A 15,700-nucleotide genomic window follows, 5' to 3' on the forward strand; every position below is an offset into this window, starting at 1 on the left:
CTGCCCCGTCAGATCGCTGTTGGCAGCGAACCGCGGGCAGACTCATAGGCCGCACCTATGCGGTACAGCCGGTCGTCGGCCAGCGCCGGCGCCATGATCTGCAGGCCGACCGGCAGATTGTCGTCGGTCGACAGCCCCGACGGCACCGACATTCCGCAGTGCCCGGCCAGGTTCAACGGCAGCGTGCACAGGTCGAACAGATACATCGCCAGCGGATCGTCGACCTTCTCCCCCAGCTTGAACGCGGTGGTCGGGGTGGCCGGGGACACCAGCACGTCCACCTTCTCGTAGGCGGCGTCGAGGTCACCGGCGATCAGGGTGCGAACCTTCTGCGCCTGGTTGTAGTAGGCGTCGTAATAGCCCGCCGACAGCGCGTATGTGCCAATGATGATGCGGCGCTTGACTTCTGGGCCGAATCCGGCCGCGCGCGTCAGTGCCATCACCTCTTCTGCGCTGTGAGTGCCGTCGTCGCCGACCCGCAACCCGTAGCGCATGGCGTCGAAGCGGGCGAGGTTGCTCGACACCTCCGAGGGCAGGATCAGGTAGTAGGCGGACAGCGAGTAGTCGAGGTGCGGGCAGTCCACCTCGCTGACCTGGGCACCCAGCGCTTCGAGCTGCTCGACGGCGGCGTTGAACGAATCCAGCACGCCCGGCTGGTACCCCTCACCGCTGCGCAGCTGCTTGACCACACCGATCCGCACGCCCGACAGGTCGCCGGTGGCACCGGCCTTGGCGGCCGCCACCACATCGGGGACCTGCGCGTCGACGGAGGTCGAGTCGCGAGGGTCATGCCCGGCGATCACCGAATGCAACAACGCGGTGTCGAGCACGGTGCGCGCACACGGCCCGCCCTGGTCGAGCGACGACGCGCACGCCACCAGTCCGTAACGCGACACCGTTCCGTAGGTGGGCTTGACCCCGACGGTCGCGGTCAGCGCCGCCGGCTGGCGGATCGAGCCGCCGGTGTCGGAGCCGATCGCCAGCGGCGCCTGGAAGGCGGCCAACGCGGCAGCGCTACCACCGCCCGACCCGCCCGGCGTCCGGTCGACGTCCCACGGATTGCGGGTCGGGCCGTACGCCGAGTTCTCGGTGGAACTGCCCATCGCGAACTCGTCCATGTTGGTCTTGCCGAGAATCGGGGTGCCCGCCGCACGTAGCCGGGCCGTCACCGTCGCGTCGTACGGCGAGGTCCAGCCTTCGAGGATCTTCGAGCCGCACGTCGTCGGCATGTCGACGGTGGTGAAGACGTCCTTGAGCGCCAACGGCACACCGGCCAGCGGCGACGGCAGCGTCTCCCCGGCGGCGACGGCGGCGTCAACGCGGGCGGCAGTGGCCAGCGCCTCGTCGGCGGCGACGTGCAAGAAGGCGTGATAGCGCTCGTCGGTGGCGGCGATCTGGTCCAGGCAGGCCTGGGTCACCTCGACCGAGGACACCTCTTTAGCCGCGATCTTCTCGCCCAGGGTGGCGGCGTCGAGCCGGATCAAGTCGCTCACTGGGGCTCCCCCAAAATCTGCGGGACCGCGAACCGGCCCTCTTCTGCGGCCGGCGCCTCGGCGAGCGCTTCGGACTGGGTCAGGCACGGCTGAACCACGTCGGGCCTGGTGACGTTGACGTCTTTCAGAGGGTTGTCGGTCGGCTTCACGTCTGCGGTGTCGACGGCCTGAATCTGGCTGACGTGCTCCAGGATGGCATCGAGCTGGCCGGCGAAGCTTTCTAGTTCATGGTCGGTCAGGGCCAGCCGGGCCAGCTTGGCGAGCCGGGCGACATCGTCGCGGGAGATCTGGGACACGGTGGTCAAGCCTAGGTGAAAGGGCGATCCGCGTGCCGTGGGGACTGCTTCTGGTCGGCCTGCCGCTGGGCGCCCCTGCTGGTCCTCGCCCTGCCCGCGGTAGCTACGGCGCCAGGCGGCCGCCCCTACCGGAATGCTGAGTCCAGGCGGCTGTGAAACAGTGTGCGCGTGCCTTCGTATCTGCTGCGGGTCCAGCTGGCCGACCGGCCCGGTAGCCTCGGCTCGCTCGCCGTGGCGCTGGGCACCGTCGGCGCCGACATCCTGTCGCTCGACGTGGTCGAGCGGGGGCCCGGCTGGGCGATCGACGACCTGGTCGTCGAGCTGCCGCTCGGTGCGATGCCCGACATGCTGATCACGGCCGCCGAACAGATCAAGGGTGTCCGGGTCGACACCATCCGGCCGCACACCGGCCTGTTGGAGGCCCATCGCGAGCTGGAGCTAATCGACCACATCGCGGCGGCAGGCAACCGGGCCGCCAAGCTGCAGGTGCTCGCCGACGAGGCGCCACGGGTGCTGCGGGTGGGCTTCTGCACGGTGGCCCGGCTGTCGGAGTCGGGCCTGGAACGCGTGGTCGGCAGTTCCGGCGCGCCGGAGACCGCGGCGACCTCCGCGCCGTGGCTGCCGCTCGCACATGCCGAAGCCCTCGACGGCACCGCCGATTGGGTGCCGCAGGTGTGGCGGGACATGGACACCACGCTGGCCGCCGCGCCGCTCGGCGACCCGAATACCGCGGTGTTGTTGGGCCGCCCGGGCGGGCCGTTGTTCCGGCCTTCCGAGGTGGCCCGGCTGGGCTATCTGGCCGGGATCGTCGCGACGATTCTTCGCTGACTCAGTCGTCGGCGTCGGCCGGCGGCGGCCCTTGGTCCAACAGCGTGCGGAACCCGTCCTCGTCGAGGATCGGCACGCCCAGCTCGACGGCCTTGTCGTATTTCGATCCGGGCGAATCGCCCGCCACCACATACGAGGTTTTCTTCGACACCGAACCGACCGCCTTGCCGCCGCGGCTGATGATGGCCTCCTTGGCCTCGTCGCGCGAGAAGTTCGGCAGCGAGCCGGTGACGACGATCGAAAGTCCTTGCAGCGTAGGGCTGATCGAGGTGTCGCGGACGTCTTCCATCCGCACCCCGGCGGCGCGCCATTTGTCGATGATCGCGCGATGCCAGTCGACGGCGAACCATTCGACGAGCGCGGCGGCGATCGTCGGGCCGACACCTTCGACGTCGGCGAGCTGCTCCTCGGTGGCGGCCATGATCGCGTCGAGGCTGCCGAACGCCACGGCCAGCGCCCGCGCCGCGGTCGGCCCGACGTGCCTGATCGACAACGCCACCAGGATCCGCCACAGCGGCCGGTCCTTGGCCTGCTGCAGGTTGATCAGGAAGCGGGCGCCGTTGGCCGACAGCGTCCCGTCCTTGGTGGTGAAGAATTCCGAGGTCAGCAGGTCGGCGCTGGTGAGATCGAACAGGTCACCCTCGTCGGTGATGACCTTGGCGGCCAGCAGCGCGGTGGCCGCCTCGTAACCCAGCCCCTCGATGTCCAGCCCACCGCGGCCGGCCAGGTGGAAGACCCGCTCACGCAGTTGCGCGGGGCAGGATCGGGCGTTCGGGCACCGGATGTCGACATCGCCCTCCTTGGCCGGGGCCAGCGGGGTGCCGCACTCCGGGCAGTGGGTGGGCATCACGAATTCGCGCTCGGTGCCGTCGCGCAGGTCGACGACGGGTCCCAGGACCTCGGGGATCACGTCACCGGCTTTGCGGATCATCACGGTGTCGCCGATCAGCACGCCTTTGCGCTTGACCTCCGAGCCGTTGTGCAGGGTGGCCATGCCGACCGTCGATCCGGCGATCTTCACCGGCGTCATCATCGCGAAGGGGGTGACGCGGCCGGTGCGACCGACATTGACCTGAATGTCCAGCAGCTTGGTCTGCGCTTCCTCCGGCGGATACTTGTAGGCGCACGCCCAGCGCGGCGCACGAGAGGTGGCGCCGAGGCGGCGCTGCTGAGCGAAGTCGTCGACTTTGACCACCACGCCGTCGATTTCGTGCTCGATCTCATGGCGGCGCTCGCCCCAATAGACGATCTTCTCCTGCACGGCGGCCAGCCCCGCCACCCGAGTGGTGTGATCGGAGACCGGCAGACCCCAGGCTTTCAGCGCGAAGTAGGTGTCGTGCAGGGAGTCCGGTGCGAATCCTTCGGTGCGGCCGAGGCCGTGGCAGATCATCCGCAGCCGGCGGCGGGCGGTGACCGCCGGATTCTTCTGCCGCAGCGAGCCGGCCGCGCTGTTGCGCGGGTTGGCGAACGGCGCCTTGCCCTCCTCGACCAGGCTGGCGTTGAGGTTCTCGAAATCGGCCAGCATGAAGAACACCTCGCCACGCACCTCGAGGAGCGCCGGAACCGGGTAATCCGCTGACGCGGTGAGGGTTTCGGGGATGTCGTCGATGGTGCGCGCATTATTCGTCACGTCCTCGCCGACCCGGCCGTCACCGCGGGTGGCGGCCCGCTCCAGCCGGCCGTTGCGGTACACCAGCGCGATCGCGACGCCGTCGATCTTCAACTCGCACAGGTACTGCGGGTCCCGGCCGATCTCGGCTTCGACCCGGCTGGACCAGGCCGCCAGTTCCTCGGTGTTGAACACGTCGTCGAGGCTCAGCATGCGGTCCAGGTGGGCGGCCTCGGCGAAGTCGGTGGCGAAACCCGCGCCGCCGACCAGCTGGGTCGGCGAGTCGGCTACCCGAAGCTCGGGAAAGCGATCCTCGAGTGCGAGGAGCTCGTTGAAGAGCTTGTCGAACTCCGCGTCGGAGACGATCGGCGCGTCCTTGATGTAGTAGCGGAACTGATGCTCGCGCACCTCTTCGGCAAGTTCCTGCCAACGCCGCCGCACATCCGGATCGATGGGATCGACCTCGGGATCGGACGTCTCTGCAGCCACCCCCGAAGGCTATCGGAGGCCACCGACGCCACACGCACGAGCAACCGACGCACTGCCGGCGAACGGCCGCGGCCGGTGACCGGGGCCGGCCGTCTAGGGGCGGCAGCGGGCGATGACCGAACCCATCTTCCGGGCTTTCGTGCTGGTGTCGACCTCGGGGTGCACGCCGTTCTCGAACAAGACGATGATGTCGGACCCACCGAACGCGAAGAACCCGAATTCGTCGCCCTTGGCCACCTGCCCACCCTGCGCCGCAGTCACGTTCACCGAACCCACATGCGACATGCCCACGGGGACTACGGCAACGACGCCGAGATCGCCGTTTCCCGACGTCGAGGTGTCCACTGTGAGCACCCCCCGGTTTTGGAAGAACTCGTACCCGGTGTGTGCGCTGTCGCGCGCCTTGAGCTGATGATCCTCCAAGTCGACTTGCATGTAGACCTGACCGGAGATCACGAACGACTCCTCGACTGTTCCCGCGACCGGGACGTGGAAGCGGTGGTACGCCGACGGGGGCAGCATGTAGTGCACGAAGGTGCCGCCTGCAAAAGCATCGGCAAAGCGACTGCCGTCGATCAACTGCGTGATGTTGCCGTAGTGGCGGCCTTTGATGGCGGTGGCCGGGATGTTGGAATCGGCGTCGATGTCGTAGCAGTGTCGGAAGCTGCAGTCCGCCGGTGAGGTCACCACCGCGTTGTCGGCGGGCGCACTGATGGGACGCAGACCCGCGTTGAGCTCACGGGCGAAAAACTGATTGAAGGTCAGCCAGCCGCTGGGCGTGTTCGGCCGGCCGTCGATGAGAGATTCTTCGATCGTGTATTCGGGCGCCTCGCGCAGAAACGACTGCAGGATGTCGTCATCGAAGGACTCGGTGGTGTCCAGAAAGCTGCCCCACTCTCGAGCGAACTCGGTGAGCCAGCCGCGGAACTTCGGCGAATTCTCCGCGATCGCGGCCTCTGAGGCATCCACCTTCTGGTCGACCAGCCAGAAGAAGTGAGCCAGCCGGTCGCTGACCTCCTTGGCGTAACGGTCCTGTGGCGCAGAGGTTTTCCATGCCGGCGCGTCGGTCTGCTGCGGGATCCAGCGGACGAACTTGGACAGGTAGTCGTAATACTGGGTCAGGTCCCGCGGCCAGTCGAGTACGTCATAGACGTCCGCATCGAGGTCGGTGGCCGCGCGCTCGGCAGCGCTGCGAAACGACTTCTCCAGGACCTCCGCGAGGCTGGCATCGTCATTGAGCAGGGCCTGCAGACTCCGCACGATCTCGTCGGGCTGTTTCATGAACTTCACTCCTCACTGTCGGGGGTGGGAACGGGGTCGCAGTCGACACCGCCCGGTCAGCGCCGGGAACTGTTGCGGTCCGCCCTGACTTGGCTCAGGAGGAACGCCCCGCCGGGCACGACGCCCAGAACGATCCGCGCGAGCCGGTCCCGGACTCGTTGGTGTGACGGCGGCGTGGCGCTGCGCTGCGACAAGTCGTGATAGCCCGCGCCGGCCCAGATGGTCGCGGCAGCGGCGTCGGTGAGACCGGCCCGGGCTCGGTTGCGGTCGACGGCGGCAAGTCCCACCGCGGTCAGGGCATGAACCGCGTCGACCCAGACGCCCATCGCAAGCACCTCAGGGCTGGGCCGCCAGCCGGACAGCAGAGCTTGAGTCAGGTGGCGGGCTCCCAAGATCCGGGCGACGACCACGCTCTTGGTATCGACCTCGATGCGGTGCACAGTCTCCATGACGGCGCGAGGCGCGACGAGCAGGGCCAGGCCCCACCCGGCGCGGGTCAATTCGATGGATCTGGAACGCGTGGTGGGCACATCCGTGCTCAGCGGTCTGGACGGCAACGTGTCGACGGTCATGCTGTCTCCTCCGGTCGGCAGAGCGAGGGCCCCATACCGGCGCGGCATCACGTGCGTTCCGCACATCACGGCCGCCGGACGGCCCATGCTCGGGACAATCGCTCAAGCGGTACCCGGATCCCCGGCATCATCACCTCGCCGCCGCACATTCTCAGGACTTTGCAAGGCTGTCGAACACGGCGCCGCGGCGAACACCGCCGGCGAGTCGCTCGTGGCAGTGTTGAGCCCATGCCCCATCCGGTCATGTTCGACGACGCCGATCCGATCCTGGCTCGGGTGCGCACCATCGCATTGGCGTTACCGGAGGCGACCGAGAAAATCTCGCACGGCAGGCCCACGTTCTCGGCGCCGAAGATGTTCGCCGTCTACGGCGGCAGCCAGAAGAATCCCAGCGGCCCGATGATCCGGTACGCCCATGCCCTGCTGATCAAGGTCGACGACAGTGAACGGGAGGCTCTGCAGCAGGACACCCGGTTCTTCTTCCCGGCCTACCTCGGTCCCTACGGCTGGCTGGGCCTGGACTTCGATGCCGCCGAGATCGATTGGGCGGAGGTCGCCGAACTGATCGACGCGTCGTTCCGCCTGCAGGCCCCGGCGCGGCTGATCAAGCAGCTGGACCGCTAGCCGGCCAACGCGGGCTCGGATACCGGAGTCGGCTGCAGCCGTATGAGATTGGCTCGCACCACCCGCGCCAGGATCGACGGCCGCATCAACCGGGTGGGCGAATCGAGCATGCCGATCACCCGGAAAAACTGACTGTTGACCACCGGATCGCTCTCGACGGCGGTGAGAACCATGTCGGAGAACTTGTTGTTGACGCGCATTGCCAACGTTCGTTCGCCTGCGACTTCGGGCAACGACAGATCGGCGCTGACCGCGTTGCGCCACGCCACCCGGACGACCTTGGCGGCGGCTCGGGAGAACCGCTGCGGCAAATCCGTGTCACCCTCTCGCAGAGAACGTTGCAACGCCAGCGCTTCCAAGGCCGCCACCGACATGCCCTGCCCGTAGATCGGGTTGAAGCTGCACACGGCGTCGCCGATGGCGATGAACCCATCGGGTCGCCGGGGCATCTCGTCGTAGCGACGCCACCGACTCGACGGCGTGCGGTAATGAGCTACCTGGCCGACCGGTTCGGCGGTCTCGAGTACCTCGAGAATGTGCCCGGGAGCTCGCCGCCGCGCCATCGCCACCATGTCCGTGTAGTCGCGGGCCTGCTCCGCGCCGGCCATCACGCCGACGGTCATCAGCCAGGTGTCGTTCTCGTGGTTGAGCAGGGCCACCGTGGTGGCCTCACCGGGTTTGGGGAACAGCGCCACCATGTGCTGGCGGATCGCGCCCGGCGGGATCCGCAGCCACTGGCTGGTATAGGCCAGGTTGATCATCAGCTCGTCCTCGCGGGGCCGGCCGTAGCCGAGGTCCTCCAGGAAGACCGGTGCGCGCGATCCCCTACCGCTGGCGTCGATGACCAGATCGGCGCCCAACACCGCAGCCTCGTCGCGACGCGCAACCAACACTCCGGTCACCCGGGTGCGATCCTCGGACGATGTCACGTCTACCACGTCGTGACCGCCGAGTACCGTGACGTTCGGAATCGCCGAAAGTCGTTTCATCACATGCCAATCCAGGAACGGCCGGCTCGGCATGTAGGACGTCACCGGATTGGGCAGGTGCCCCGACGGCAGAAATCGATGCCCGCCGTACTCGAGAATCACCCGGGAGAGGTCGCCGTCGCCCCAGGTCGGAGTCCCCGCGGCGACCATCTCGTCGAGGATGCCGGGAAATAGCTCGTCGACCACGGCCACCCCGCCGGCTTGTAAGACGTGACCGTGGCTCGCCTGCGGGACGCCGCGACGGCGGGACGGTTGTTCGGGAGGCATGTCGCGATCGACCACGGTGACGGTCCGATAATGCTCGGCGGCCACCCGCGCCGCCAGCATTCCCGCCATGCTCGCCCCCAGGACCACTGCCCGTTCACCGAGTAGCGCCATTTCGAACCCCCAGTTTCGACCCGCCGCGGCGTTTCCGCTGGTTGAAACGCTAGGGGCGGCAGCGGCCCGTGCTATGAGTAGTCCGATACGCAAATTTTGGATCGGCTGCTATGTGGCTAGATCGCTTCGGGGTCCTCGGCGATGGCATCGCCCGCTACGCGAGGATGTCAACTGTCGGGTACGCGATCGGCACCATCGCGGCCACGACGTTCGGCGCCGTTCTGGACAGCGCGGTCACCCGCGAGGCGACTACCCGGCTAGATCGCGTCGGGATCCTCAGCCACCGCGTCGGCGGCCCGCTGGCACAACCCGATCGCTGCGCGCGCCCACGCCGCGTCCGCGTCGGCCAGTCCGCAGGCCGGACTGATGCCGACGCGATCGCGAATAGCATTGCGGGAGAATCCGATTCGATCGGTGATCGCCACCGCCGCGGCGGCCACCTCTTCAGCCGACGGCCGGGCCGCCGGGGCACTCGTCGACACCAATCCGAACACCACACAACGCCCCGAGTCCAGGAACTCGCCAAGCCCGTCGAAGTCAGCGTCACCAAGAGTGCTCGCATCCAGCGAGACGGCGTGGATAGCGCTGCGCTGCAACACATTCCACGGTACTGCGGCACAACTGTGCAGCATCACCTCGGCGCCCGCGGCGGCCACGCACTCGTCGAGCAGACCGATCGCCACCACCTCGTCGACCGGATGCACCGGGTTCAGCGCCGTCACCCCGGTCAGCCGGCCGGCCAGCGCCGCGGACAGCAACGGCTCGTCATACTGCACCACCACCGTCGTCGCCAACCGTCGGGCCAGCTCGGCGCGGTGCCGCGCCACCCCCTCGGCCAGTGACGACGCCAGATCGCGGACCGCGCCTGCATCGGTGAGCGCCCGGTGCCCTCCTGCCAACTCGAGCTGGGCGGCGAGCGTGACCGGGCCCGGCGCCTGCACCTTGACCGGCCGCCCGGAGCCGGGGCCGCCGGCTTTCTCCCACGCCTCCTCGATCGCGTCGATGTCCTCCTCGAGCAGGCTCTTCGCCCGACGGGTGACGGCGCCCGGCCGGGCGGCGATGCGGTAGCCGCGCGGCACGGTGTCGATGGCGATGTCGACCAGCAGCGCGCCGGCCCGCCCGATCATGTCGGCGCCCACCCCGCGGGCCGGCAGTTCGACCAGGTGCGGCAGTCGGTGCAGCTCCCCGACCATGATCTCGGCGGCTTCGCGCGGGGCGGAACCCGGCCACGAGCCGATGCCGGTGGCTGCCGCGAAATCACTCACCGGGCAACCGTATTGGACGCACCCGCCGCACCGCACGCCCGGGGGCCTACCGTGATGACATGAGGGTGCACGCTCCGGTGCTCTGTTGCGCTGCCGCGGTGCTGCTTACGGGGTGCACCCAGTGGGTCGACGGGGCACCGCTGCGTGCCCTCGGCGAGCCGCCGCTCTCCCCGCCGGGGGTCGTCGATGTCGACCGAATCATGCTCAGCCAGGAGCAGATTCAGGCCATCACCGGCGGCGGCCAGGACGTGACGATCATCCCGAGCATGGACGGTAAAACCATGGTCGACGTCGATCCGCTGGCTGAGTTGGTCCCCCGCGACTGCCGCTTTCTGTTCGCCGAAACCGACACCTTCGGCACGGACGTCGAGGACTTCCACAAGACCAGCTTCCAATACCCGCCGCGGCGCGCACTGATTTCTGAAGCCGCCGCGTCCTACCGGGACGAGTCCACCGCCCGGCAGACGTTCAACACCCTCTCCACCGCCGTGCACCGCTGCGCCGACGGACCGATGGGTGCGGGCCTGGTCGGCAATGTCGACGCTGACGCCGACTCGCTGCGCACGCGCCTTCCCCGGTGCGGCCGCGACTACCGGCTCAAGGCGTCGGTGCTGGTGGAGGTGACGTTCTGCGCGTTCCCCGAATCGGTGCCCGAGATCGTGATGACGAATCTTCTCAACAAGATTCCGGGCGGCTGATCGTCGCGCTGCCGACAACCTCGTCACCGGCCGGGTCGGGCCGGTAGAGCACCAAGGTCTGCCCCGGCGCGACGCCGCGCAACGGTACCCGCAGGGAAACGCGCAGCTCGTCGCCGACGGCTTCGGCGACGGCGGGGACCACGCCACCGTGGGCGCGGACCTGAACCTCGCATTCCACCGGACCGGCCGGCGCGACGCCGGAGGTGAACACCGGGCGGATGCCGGTCAGCGACTGCACTTCGAGGTCGGCCTTCGCCCCCACCCGCACCGTCTGCGACTCGGCGTCGATGGCGGTGACGTACCGCGGCAGGCCGTCCGGTCCGGGGCCGGCGATGCCGAGGCCCTTGCGCTGGCCGATGGTGAAACCGTGCACGCCGTCGTGCTCGGCGAGCACCGCACCAGTGGCGTCGTCGACGACCGCTCCGCGCCGCACACCGATTCGGGCGCCGAGGAAAGCTTGGGTGTCGCCGGAGGGGATGAAGCAGATGTCGTGGCTGTCGGGTTTGTCAGCGACGGACAGCCCGCGGCGGGCGGCCTCGTCGCGGATCGCCGGCTTGGGGGTGTCGCCGATCGGGAACGCCGCGTGGCGCAGCTGCTGGGCCGTCAGCACGCCGAGCACGTACGACTGGTCCTTGTCGACGTCGACCGCGCGGCGCAGCCGGCCGTCGGACAGCCGGGCGTAGTGACCGGTGGCCACCGCATCGAAGCCCAACGCCAGCGCCTTGGCCGCCAGCGCGGAGAACTTGATCTTCTCGTTGCAGCGCACGCAGGGATTGGGGGTCTCGCCGCGTTCGTAGGAGGAGACGAAGTCGTCGATCACGTCTTCGGCGAACTTGTCGGCGAAATCCCAGACATAGAAGGGGATTCCGAGCACATCAGCGACCCTGCGGGCATCGCCGGCGTCTTCTTTCGAACAGCAGCCGCGCGAACCTGTCCGCAGGGTGCCGGGTTGGCGGGACAGCGCCAGGTGCACACCGACCACCTCGTGGCCGGCGTCGACCATCCGCGCGGCAGCCACCGACGAATCGACGCCGCCGCTCATCGCGGCCAGCACCCTCATCGCAGTGCCCCCAGTGATGAACTGGCCAGTGCGGCCTGGCGGGCCCGCTCGACCGCGGCGGGCAGCACCCGCAGCGCCGCATCGACGTCGGCCTCGGTGCTGGTGTGGCCCAAGGACAATCTCAGCGATCCGCGGGCGGCGTCGGCGTCGGCTCCCATGGCCAACAAGACATGCGAGGGTTGGGCGACACCGGCGGTACACGCCGATCCGGTCGAGCATTCGATTCCGTTGGCGTCCAACAGCATCAGCAGCGAGTCACCTTCGCAGCCGCGGAACGTGAAGTGGGTGTTGCCCGGGAGCCGGCGATCGCCCAGGGCCCCGTTGACTCCGGTGTCGGCGATCGTATCCAGCACCCCGTTGACGAGCCGATCACGCAGGTAGCGCAGCCGGGCGCCGGTGGAGTCGAGCGATTCGACGGCGACATCGGCAGCCGCCGCCATCGCGACCACACCCGCGACATCCGGTGTGCCCGAACGGACATCGCGTTCTTGGCCCCCGCCGTGCAGCAGCGGAACGCACGCGGTGGCCCGGCGCAGCAGCAGCGCGCCCACGCCGGTCGGTCCACCGAACTTGTGCGCCGCCAGGCTGATGGCCGACAGGTTGGAGCCGGCGAAGTCCACCGGGATGTGACCGACCGCCTGAACGGCGTCACTGTGGATGGGCACGTCGAACTCGGCGGCCACGGCGGCCAGTTCGGCGATCGGCATGATCGTGCCGACTTCGTTGTTGGCCCACATGACCGTGACCAGTGCCACGTCGTCGTGTTCGGTCAGCGCCTCGCGCAGCGCGCCCGCCGTCACCGACCCGTCCGGTTCGGTGGGCAGGAACGTCACCTCGGCGCCCTCATGCTCGGCCAGCCAGGTGACGGCGTCGAGCACGGCGTGGTGCTCGACCGCGGTGGTCACGATGCGGCGGCGGGCGGGTTCGGCGTCGCGTCGCGCCCAGTAGATGCCTTTGACCGCCAGGTTGTCGCTTTCGGTGCCGCCTGCGGTGAAGATCACCTCGGACGGCCGGGCACCGAGCCGCGCCGCGATGCTCTCTCGGGCCTCTTCCATCCGACGCCGGGCGTCGCGGCCCGCGGTATGCAGCGAGGAGGCGTTGCCGACGGTGGCCAGCGCAGCCGTCATCGCCTCGATGGCAGCAGGATGCATCGGGGTGGTGGCAGCGTGGTCGAGATACACCGGACCGGCGGTCGGGCTCATAGCCCGTCCAGGATACCGGCAGGCGCGCAGGCCCCGTGCCACGGCGAACGTCACCCCAGCGTGACGCTCGGCGCCCAACGTGCCTCGGGAGTGCCGTTGGGCGGCTATATCAGCCCGCCAGGGCGTGGCTGTGCTGGAACCGCGGGGCGATCTGGCCACGCACCGCCACCTCGCAGCGGGCTGCCAACTCGCGCCGGTCGGTACCCGGCAGTTCCAGGGACGCCACCTCGACGTCGACGACGGTCACCCGGGTCCGCACCGTGCGGCTCAGCGACTGCCACAGCGAGTCGTCACCCACGAACGCCGTCACCGTCGAGGGTCGCCCGTCGCGGTGGTGGTAGGTCAACCGCAGCGGCTGCACGGGCCGGCCGGAGTCGACGGCTGCCTGGAACATCGCCGGGCGGAACTGGCCGTAGGCCAGGCCGCACCAGGTGGTCCCTTCCGGGAAGGCGACGACGGTCTGCCCGTTGCGCAGCCGCTCGGCCACCGTCGCAACCACCTGCGGCAGCCGGCGCAGGCTGGCGCGATCGATCGGGATGACCTTCATGATCCGCGCGGCCAGGCCGACGGCGGGCCAGTCGATGAGGTCCGCGCGCGCCACGAACGCCCCGGGCAGCACCGAACCGATGACGAAGGTGTCCACCCAGGAGACGTGGCCACTGACCACGAGCACGCCGCGCAGGTTACGAATCGGCCCGCCCGACACGGTGATTCGCACGCCGAGACACCGCAGGAACGTCCGGCAGTACAGCCGTTGGACACCGCCCCTACCTGGCAGCGGCACCGCCAGCAGCGGCACCACCATCAGCAGCATCAGGGCCGTCGCGATGCGGTAGGTCGCCCGCACCGCCGCGACCAGCCGCCGCGACGGCGGGGCGTCGCCGGCGCGCACACAGCTGCTGTCACACAACGCGCGCGGCAGCCACGCGTGCTCGGTCACCGTCATGGGTTCCCCCCGACTCCATCGGCCATCTCGCTGGCCGCCGACACCGACCTCAACCTGGTCAGATAGCGCGTATCGGCCTGCCGCTTGTCGAGCAGGGCCGGGAAGTCGCCGACACCGAACTCGGGGTCGTGCGCGGGTTCGCCGCAGACCCGGGCGCCCAGGCGCAGGTAGCCACGCATCAACGGCGGGATGGTCGGCCGGGCCGGCGGTGCGATGTCGTCGAGACCCTTACCGTCCAGCACGACCGGCCGATACGGATACACCGTGTGCTCGGCTGCGGCGGCGTGGCGGCGCAGCACGAAATCGCGCACCCCGCGAACCTGGCTGCCCGGGGCGCCCGCGGGGTCTTTCGGGTGTGTCGGCACCGAGACACACCCGGTGACGTAGTCGTATCCGCAGCGGTCCAGATAAGCCAGGATGCCGGCCCACATGAGCAGCACCACGGCGCCGTTGCGGTGGTCGGTTCGCACCACCGCGCGGCCCATCTCCACCAGCGAGGGCCGCAGCGCGTCGAGCGCACTGACATCGAATTCGGTTGCGGTGTAGAGGCTTCCGGCGGCGATCGCACCGGGCGGTGGCAGCATGCGGTAGCAGCCGACGACCTCTCCGGACGTGTCCTCGCGCACCAGCAGGTGGTCGCAGAATTCGTCGAACCGGTCGGCGTCACGGCCGTCGGCGTCAGTGGGCAGTGCGTAGCCGGGCTCGGTGGTGAACACCTGATACCGCAGCCGCTGGGCCGCGTCGATCAGGCCGGGGTCGGTGGACAGCAGTAGTGAGTAGCGGGGGCCACGCAACGTGGCGGATTCGTTCTGGTCGGGGGCTATGAGTACGGATGCAGTGCTCATACCTGAACGGTTGCTGAGCCATTCGGCGGGATGTCAACGCCCATGTGACGTGTTCGTGCACGCTCGATGACCAATAAAAGCGACGGCCCCCGGACGCCTTGCGGGCGCGCGGGGGCCGTTGCCTTGTCTGTTGCTGCGAGTTAACCCTTGCGGGACTTGACCGCGTCGGTCAGCTGCGGCGTGACGTTGAACAGGTCACCGACGATGCCGTAATCGGCGATCTCGAAGATCGGTGCTTCCTCGTCCTTGTTCACCGCGATGATCGTCTTGGACGTCTGCATTCCCGCGCGGTGCTGGATCGCGCCGGAGATGCCCAGCGCGATGTACAGCTGCGGCGAGACCGTCTTGCCGGTCTGGCCCACCTGGAACTGGCCCGGGTAGTAGCCGGAGTCGACGGCGGCACGCGATGCACCGACGGCGCCGCCCAGCGAGTCGGCCAGTTCCTCGACCACCGAGAACTTGTCGGCACTGCCGACACCACGGCCACCAGAGACCACAACGCTGGCCTCGGTGAGCTCCGGGCGGTCGCCTGCCACGGCGGGCTCGCGCTTGGTGATCTTGGTGGCGGTCTCGGCCTGTGCGGGCACCTCGACGGTCACCTGCTCACCGGCACCGGCTTCGGGCGCGGCGTCGACGGCACCCGGACGCAGGGTGATCACCGGGGCGTCACCATTGGCCTGGGCCTCGACGGTGAAGGCGCCACCGAAGATCGAGTGGATGGCCTTGCCACCCTCCTTGACCTCGACGACGTCGGACAGCACACCGGCGCCGGTCCGGGCGGCCAGCCGGCCCGCGATCTCCTTGCCGTCGGCGTTGGCGGCCAGCAGCACGGCGGCCGGAGTGGCCGACTCCACCAGCGACGCCAGCACGTCGACGAACGGGGTGATCAGGTAGCCCGCGGCGTCGTCCGACTCGGCGACGTAGATCTTGGCCGCACCGGCGGCCTTGAGGTCGTCGACGAGCGGCGCGGCGGTGCCGGGGGCACCAATCACGACGGCCGACGGCTCGCCCAGCGCACGGGCGGCGGTGATGAGCTCGGCGGTGACTTTCTTCACCGCACCTTCGGCGTGCTCGACGAGCACAAGTACTTCAGCCATAGCTGTTCAGCCTCTTTGTCTTTCGAAT

15 protein-coding genes are annotated in these 15,700 nt (G+C 68.9%); 3 read left to right on the forward strand and 12 right to left on the reverse strand.

Annotated elements, in window-relative coordinates; all coding sequences use genetic code 11:
• Window positions 1–8: 8 nt before the first annotated feature.
• Together gatA and gatC are read right to left on the reverse strand one after the other, a co-directional pair.
• On the reverse strand, window positions 9–1,493 hold the full coding sequence (gatA, locus tag AB4879_RS15730) for an Asp-tRNA(Asn)/Glu-tRNA(Gln) amidotransferase subunit GatA (RefSeq protein ID WP_370508288.1): 1,485 nt from the start codon (window positions 1,491–1,493) through the stop codon (window positions 9–11).
• Complete coding sequence (gene gatC, locus AB4879_RS15735) at window positions 1,490–1,789, reverse strand: Asp-tRNA(Asn)/Glu-tRNA(Gln) amidotransferase subunit GatC (protein WP_370508289.1); 300 nt, start codon at window positions 1,787–1,789, stop codon at window positions 1,490–1,492. Before gatC ends, gatA begins: the two co-directional genes overlap by 4 nt.
• Window positions 1,790–1,957: 168 nt before the next feature.
• On the opposite strand from gatC, the gene AB4879_RS15740 reads away from it, so the two are divergent.
• Window positions 1,958–2,617 carry an amino acid-binding protein gene (locus tag AB4879_RS15740; RefSeq protein ID WP_370508290.1) on the forward strand — a complete coding sequence of 220 codons (660 nt, stop codon included), beginning with the start codon at window positions 1,958–1,960 and terminating at the stop codon, window positions 2,615–2,617.
• A gap of 1 nt (window position 2,618) precedes the next feature.
• On the opposite strand, the gene ligA is transcribed toward AB4879_RS15740, so the two are convergent.
• From ligA to AB4879_RS15755, 3 genes are all read right to left on the reverse strand, one after another.
• On the reverse strand, window positions 2,619–4,679 hold the full coding sequence (gene ligA / locus AB4879_RS15745) for an NAD-dependent DNA ligase LigA (RefSeq protein ID WP_370508342.1): 2,061 nt from the start codon (window positions 4,677–4,679) through the stop codon (window positions 2,619–2,621).
• A 129-nt stretch (window positions 4,680–4,808) separates the two neighbouring features.
• Entirely contained in the window at window positions 4,809–5,996 is a 1,188-nt protein-coding gene (locus AB4879_RS15750) for a phosphatidylserine decarboxylase (RefSeq protein ID WP_370508291.1), read from the reverse strand.
• 56 nt (window positions 5,997–6,052) lie between these two features.
• Window positions 6,053–6,568, reverse strand: a complete 516-nt coding sequence (locus AB4879_RS15755) for a hypothetical protein (RefSeq protein ID WP_370508292.1) — start codon at window positions 6,566–6,568, stop codon at window positions 6,053–6,055.
• A 228-nt stretch (window positions 6,569–6,796) separates the two neighbouring features.
• Between AB4879_RS15755 and AB4879_RS15760 the strand changes: the two genes are divergently transcribed.
• Window positions 6,797–7,192 (forward strand): MmcQ/YjbR family DNA-binding protein, encoded by a 396-nt coding sequence (locus AB4879_RS15760; protein ID WP_370508293.1) that lies wholly within the window; start codon window positions 6,797–6,799, stop codon window positions 7,190–7,192.
• Here AB4879_RS15760 and AB4879_RS15765 read toward each other — a convergent pair.
• Window positions 7,189–8,559: an FAD-dependent oxidoreductase gene (locus tag AB4879_RS15765; protein ID WP_370508294.1), complete on the reverse strand. Its 1,371-nt coding sequence runs from the start codon at window positions 8,557–8,559 to the stop codon at window positions 7,189–7,191. The two genes, AB4879_RS15760 and AB4879_RS15765, sit on opposite strands and share 4 nt — an antisense overlap.
• 257 nt (window positions 8,560–8,816) lie before the next feature.
• Window positions 8,817–9,824 (reverse strand): methionine synthase, encoded by a 1,008-nt coding sequence (locus AB4879_RS15770; RefSeq protein ID WP_370508295.1) that lies wholly within the window; start codon window positions 9,822–9,824, stop codon window positions 8,817–8,819.
• A 59-nt stretch (window positions 9,825–9,883) separates the two neighbouring features.
• On the opposite strand from AB4879_RS15770, the gene AB4879_RS15775 reads away from it, so the two are divergent.
• Entirely contained in the window at window positions 9,884–10,522 is a 639-nt protein-coding gene (locus AB4879_RS15775) for a sensor domain-containing protein (protein ID WP_370508296.1), read from the forward strand.
• On the opposite strand, the gene mnmA is transcribed toward AB4879_RS15775, so the two are convergent.
• From mnmA to AB4879_RS15800, 5 genes are all read right to left on the reverse strand, one after another.
• The gene (mnmA, locus tag AB4879_RS15780) at window positions 10,500–11,582 is read right to left on the reverse strand and encodes a tRNA 2-thiouridine(34) synthase MnmA (protein ID WP_370508297.1); all 1,083 of its coding nucleotides are present in this window, start codon (window positions 11,580–11,582) and stop codon (window positions 10,500–10,502) included. The genes AB4879_RS15775 and mnmA overlap by 23 nt on opposite strands.
• Window positions 11,579–12,784: a cysteine desulfurase family protein gene (locus AB4879_RS15785; RefSeq protein ID WP_370508298.1), complete on the reverse strand. Its 1,206-nt coding sequence runs from the start codon at window positions 12,782–12,784 to the stop codon at window positions 11,579–11,581. The genes mnmA and AB4879_RS15785 overlap by 4 nt, the downstream gene beginning before the upstream one ends.
• Window positions 12,785–12,893: 109 nt before the next feature.
• Window positions 12,894–13,730 carry a lysophospholipid acyltransferase family protein gene (locus tag AB4879_RS15790; RefSeq protein ID WP_370508299.1) on the reverse strand — a complete coding sequence of 279 codons (837 nt, stop codon included), beginning with the start codon at window positions 13,728–13,730 and terminating at the stop codon, window positions 12,894–12,896.
• Window positions 13,727–14,575, reverse strand: a complete 849-nt coding sequence (locus tag AB4879_RS15795) for a GNAT family N-acetyltransferase (RefSeq protein WP_102806950.1) — start codon at window positions 14,573–14,575, stop codon at window positions 13,727–13,729. Before AB4879_RS15795 ends, AB4879_RS15790 begins: the two co-directional genes overlap by 4 nt.
• 140 nt (window positions 14,576–14,715) lie before the next feature.
• Window positions 14,716–15,672, reverse strand: a complete 957-nt coding sequence (locus tag AB4879_RS15800) for an electron transfer flavoprotein subunit alpha/FixB family protein (RefSeq protein ID WP_102806951.1) — start codon at window positions 15,670–15,672, stop codon at window positions 14,716–14,718.
• Window positions 15,673–15,700: the final 28 nt, after the last annotated feature.

The sequence above is a fragment of the Mycobacterium sp. SA01 genome (assembly GCF_041287105.1).
In the GTDB taxonomy this organism is placed as follows: Bacteria; Actinomycetota; Actinomycetes; order Mycobacteriales; family Mycobacteriaceae; genus Mycobacterium.

Bases quoted from the DNA above. Each gene is read 5' to 3' on its own strand.
- AB4879_RS15750 (WP_370508291.1), bottom strand. From the start codon at position 5,996: ATGAAACAGCCCGACGAGATCGTGCGGAGTCTGCAGGCCCTGCTCAAT.
- AB4879_RS15755 (WP_370508292.1), bottom strand. From the start codon at position 6,568: ATGACCGTCGACACGTTGCCGTCCAGACCGCTGAGCACGGATGTGCCC.
- AB4879_RS15760 (WP_370508293.1), top strand. From the start codon at position 6,797: ATGCCCCATCCGGTCATGTTCGACGACGCCGATCCGATCCTGGCTCGG.
- AB4879_RS15765 (WP_370508294.1), bottom strand. From the start codon at position 8,559: ATGGCGCTACTCGGTGAACGGGCAGTGGTCCTGGGGGCGAGCATGGCG.
- AB4879_RS15775 (WP_370508296.1), top strand. From the start codon at position 9,884: ATGAGGGTGCACGCTCCGGTGCTCTGTTGCGCTGCCGCGGTGCTGCTT.
- mnmA (WP_370508297.1), bottom strand. From the start codon at position 11,582: ATGAGGGTGCTGGCCGCGATGAGCGGCGGCGTCGATTCGTCGGTGGCT.
- AB4879_RS15785 (WP_370508298.1), bottom strand. From the start codon at position 12,784: ATGAGCCCGACCGCCGGTCCGGTGTATCTCGACCACGCTGCCACCACC.
- AB4879_RS15790 (WP_370508299.1), bottom strand. From the start codon at position 13,730: ATGACGGTGACCGAGCACGCGTGGCTGCCGCGCGCGTTGTGTGACAGC.
- AB4879_RS15795 (WP_102806950.1), bottom strand. From the start codon at position 14,575: ATGAGCACTGCATCCGTACTCATAGCCCCCGACCAGAACGAATCCGCC.
- AB4879_RS15800 (WP_102806951.1), bottom strand. From the start codon at position 15,672: ATGGCTGAAGTACTTGTGCTCGTCGAGCACGCCGAAGGTGCGGTGAAG.